At 49.8% G+C, this 3,878-nt stretch carries 5 protein-coding genes; all 5 read left to right on the plus strand.

Features of this window, described 5'->3' with window-relative positions; all coding sequences use genetic code 11:
• Positions 1 to 75 precede the first annotated feature (75 nt).
• Positions 76 to 771 (plus strand): 7-cyano-7-deazaguanine synthase QueC, encoded by a 696-nt coding sequence (gene queC, locus BLR34_RS16375; RefSeq protein ID WP_092704941.1) that lies wholly within the window; start codon positions 76 to 78, stop codon positions 769 to 771.
• Positions 772 to 1,117: 346 nt separating this feature from the next.
• A complete protein-coding gene (locus tag BLR34_RS16380) occupies positions 1,118 to 1,393 on the plus strand; it encodes a hypothetical protein (RefSeq protein ID WP_092704943.1) in 276 nt (91 codons plus the stop codon).
• A gap of 42 nt (positions 1,394 to 1,435) precedes the next feature.
• Positions 1,436 to 2,590: a hypothetical protein gene (locus tag BLR34_RS16385; protein ID WP_092704945.1), complete on the plus strand. Its 1,155-nt coding sequence runs from the start codon at positions 1,436 to 1,438 to the stop codon at positions 2,588 to 2,590.
• A 120-nt stretch (positions 2,591 to 2,710) separates the two neighbouring features.
• The gene (locus tag BLR34_RS16390) at positions 2,711 to 3,409 is read left to right on the plus strand and encodes a hypothetical protein (protein WP_143414208.1); all 699 of its coding nucleotides are present in this window, start codon (positions 2,711 to 2,713) and stop codon (positions 3,407 to 3,409) included.
• Positions 3,402 to 3,878: hypothetical protein (locus BLR34_RS16395; RefSeq protein ID WP_143414209.1), on the plus strand; the 477-nt coding region annotated here is incomplete at its 3' end. The genes BLR34_RS16390 and BLR34_RS16395, both read left to right, overlap by 8 nt.

Here is a 3,878-nt window from a genome sequence, read left to right on the forward strand (position 1 = left end):
GGCAACTGTCGGAGAGCCGACTGAGGCAGAACGTGAGCGGTTCCAGGCAGCGGTCAACCGTATGGAGGGTCAGGGATGAGCGAGCAGCGAGCGGTCATCCTGGCGTCTGGAGGAATGGATAGTGCGACCGCAGCGGCTGTCGCGCAGGATGCTGGCTACGAGTTGTACCTGCTGCACACGTCCTACGGCCAGCAGACCGAGAGTAAGGAGTACGAGTGTGCGCAGGCCCAGGCCGAGGCCCTCGACGCCGCAGACTTCCTCCACCTGACGACGGACCACCTGTCGAAGATCGGTGCGTCGAGTCTCACTGACGACGAGATGGACGTCGAGGAGGCAGACTTGGAGAGCGACGAGATTCCGAGTTCCTACGTGCCGTTTCGGAACGCGAACCTGCTGTCGATGGCGACGTCGTATGCAGAAGCCAACGATTGTGAGGCCGTGTTTATCGGCGCGCATAGCGAGGACTTCTCGGGGTATCCGGATTGCCGGCCGGAGTTTTTCGAAGCGTTCCAGCAGGTCGTCGACGTCGGCACGAAACCGGAGACGGAGATCAGCGTCGAAGCGCCGTTCGTCGAGTTGTCGAAGACAGACATCGCCGAACGCGGTCTCGAACTCGACGTCCCCTATGAACACACCTGGAGCTGCTACCGGGAAGAAGCACCAGCGTGTGGCACGTGTGACGCGTGTGCGTTCCGTCTCCAAGCGTTCCAAAATCTCGGCGAGCGCGATCCAATCGAATACGCCGAGCGCCCCGATTATACCGAATCATAGACGCCGCTGAACCGATTTACTCACAATTAAGACAGATCTGGCTCTAATTCTTCTCGATGGAGGGTGGCTCCCGAAGAGTAGGACCGGTGCTGGAGACACCGAGCCTAAGATACCTGATGCAGAAAGTGATTTGACAATTATTCAACTATTCTAGTTAGTGAATATCTATGGTGGTTTCACCCATTCCTCTAATCGGACGACAAAGCGCCGCGTAGTGGTATGCGTGGCGGTGAAAAATGCCCGTCGTCCCACCTGGGAAGCTTGGGAGTTGCCAGTTCCATCGGTGGCACTACTCCCTTCACTAAAATGGCGGACATTGATTATCGTAGCCGAATGAGATTGACTCATGACCAGAATTACACAATCGACACGACTAAGTCAGGTTCAGCACATCATCGGTAGCGGGACGGGGTTGCTCGACTTCGCAGTAGATGGGGAGGACGACTACTACACGTGGGACGGCAATGAAGACGCTGATTGGGAGGTTGAGGATGTGGCTTCCGTTCAGAATATCGACGAAGATCGGTACATTATGTATCCAGAAGGGGAATTCTTTGTTTGCGAAATCGAATCACAGGGCGAGGAGCAAAACACCGGTCCAGTTCACTGTTGGTGCGAGTAAGACAGGAACAGAAATATCTGTCACCGAGAGTTGGCTATCAATATGTATGCTGACGATGTCGATTTCTACTCCCTCTCCGAAACCAAACAACGACGCTTGGTTCACAACAAGCGCGTTGCGACTACTGACCAACTTCTAAATGAACTGCCAAAGGGAAAACCTGCAGTTCGAATATTTGAACGCTCTCTCGACCAATTAGTGTTGGATAAACTGGAGCAAGGTCAATACACTATCGAAGAATTAGCAAACCACTTTAGCGTACAACCCGCCGACGTTCGACGTATACTACATAAGTATCGCCGACGCGGGTCAGACGACTTTACGAACGAGAATTTTAAACTGAACCTTCTTGAGGAACGGCACGGTGTGATACGCGGTGTCGACAGTGATGGAAGGTCACTCTATTATACGCTTCAAACAATCCCATTCTTCGCCCGTGTAGTAGATCCAACGTTGATGTTTTCTTTACTGGGACTAGACGAGTATGTCAATACGCTCCCTCATATTGCCGAACATATCCCTGGTGGAAAAGTCACTGAATTGGATGAAGACTACGCCTTCGTGATCGGTGAATACTGGAACATTGACCCGGAGGAAGTATTCGAATATCTGACTGAGTTTGACCGCGCATATATCGATACATCATTACTTCCGCTACCATATATTGAAGACGATGAGCACTATGAGCGTGTTTCCCGTCGGTTTAGGCAGTTTGAGGGGGTCTACCGTATGTTTCGTGGAACGTCAGATCATATCCAGGAAGTCGGTGAAGAATTCATAGGTCGTATCGAACAGAACCAAGTTGGAATAGCTACTTATCAAGTAATGAGTATTGATTTCGCTGATTTTGAGTGGTATGTGGATCAGTCTGGCGACAATGTCCTTCACAACGAAATCGGCGATTGGATAGACCAAATAGCCCGATCCCTTCATCCCGATGAACCTACTACGGACATCGACGATTCGACAGAGGACACAGAAATTAATCTCCGAGATGAAATCCAATTAATCCTCTCGGAGAAACGTCGAACTCCTGCCGAGATATACGAAGAACTCCCACGAGATATTCAATTGGGAACGGATCAATCAGAAGTAAAAGCAGTTCTAGAACGATTGGCCAATACAGGTGTTATCAGCAAAAAGAACGAGGAGTCGGTATTTCAGTATTTCCAGCGACAAGGGAAAACGTGGGAGTAGTCAGCGAAGCCTTTATTTACTTACGAGCGAGACCAACAATATCTTATTCGAATGACCCTCCAGTATGCGCGTCTCTTCCAACTACGAGCCGGCATTCAATTGATCGCAGAATCTGGCCCGATGTCCAAGGAAGAGCTTACAGACGCACTGAGACAACGGAAAACAATCGATGCTGATGAAACCGCTACAGAAGGAGCAGACGATATTATCGAGCAACTTCGTGATGCAAATCTCATAAAAAATAGCGAAGAGGGGTATCGACTAACATCCGAAGAGGAATTTAACGACAAGGAGGTCGTGTTGACATATTCAGGTGAGGAAGTCGTTGGTGCAGGAGATCAGCGCGCTCAAGCAGACCGGATTCTCGCGAATATCATTTATCAACACCCGATGCTGCTAGTCCTCTCGAAATTCATCTACCGAAAAGGCCCAGTCAAGGACTACGAAGTGATGCGGGAATTTGATGGGGAAGCGTTCATTGGTGACAAGATGAACCAATTCACAATTGATATGGGGCTCAATCTTCTGGAAGATGCCGACGTTATTGAGCCAGCTGATAATGGCTACATCCAAGGAAGATGGCCTGTTCGCCTATTTGCACACGTTATTTACGAAGAATATTCGGATTTAATTGGAGATGGAGGAAGCGTTCGAGAACCAGAACTCTTCGAGAGATTAGAAACATTATACGGAATCCCCCGAAGCACGTTCGATAGCTACATCAAAAGACTCCACACTGCCGGTATCGTTTCTGAAGGTAGCTACAAACAGTTGACTCTCAACGAAAGCGTACTTGAAGGAGCCAAAGTTCATGAGTGAACCAGCAAGCAAATTCGACGAACTAGGGTTGGAACGAGACCCCTTCTCGACCACTATCGCGGATGAGGAGATTGCGGCACAGTATAGTTTGGTCGGAAGAAATGATCAGGAGTATCGCCTACGTGAATTCGTCCAGTCGGGCATTCGTGAGCCCGACCTCATGAAACGTCGGCTGATTTTCGGAGAATATGGGACAGGTAAGTCCCACCATCTCATCGAGTTGCGGGACGAGGTAAGAGAAGGCGTTGAAGTCGAGGGGGAAACGTACGAAGCACTAGCAGTATACGTCGGCAACTTAGGCCTGAGTATTCGTCGGCTATATGAGAAAATCGTTGAGGAGATACTAGAAGACGAACCGAGACTTCAGGACTACGTAGAGGCACTTCCTGATGTCGAACCGGACAGTAGTGTCGACGAAGCCTATCAATATGAACGTCTGCAAGACAACGTTGCCACAAATCTTCGAAAA

Origin of the sequence: Halovenus aranensis (assembly GCF_900100385.1) — an archaeon.
GTDB classification, from domain to species: domain Archaea; phylum Halobacteriota; class Halobacteria; order Halobacteriales; family Haloarculaceae; genus Halovenus; species Halovenus aranensis.

Bases quoted from the DNA above. Each gene is read 5' to 3' on its own strand.
- queC (WP_092704941.1), top strand. From the start codon at position 76: ATGAGCGAGCAGCGAGCGGTCATCCTGGCGTCTGGAGGAATGGATAGT.
- BLR34_RS16390 (WP_143414208.1), top strand. From the start codon at position 2,711: ATGTCCAAGGAAGAGCTTACAGACGCACTGAGACAACGGAAAACAATC.
- BLR34_RS16380 (WP_092704943.1), top strand. From the start codon at position 1,118: ATGACCAGAATTACACAATCGACACGACTAAGTCAGGTTCAGCACATC.
- BLR34_RS16385 (WP_092704945.1), top strand. From the start codon at position 1,436: ATGTATGCTGACGATGTCGATTTCTACTCCCTCTCCGAAACCAAACAA.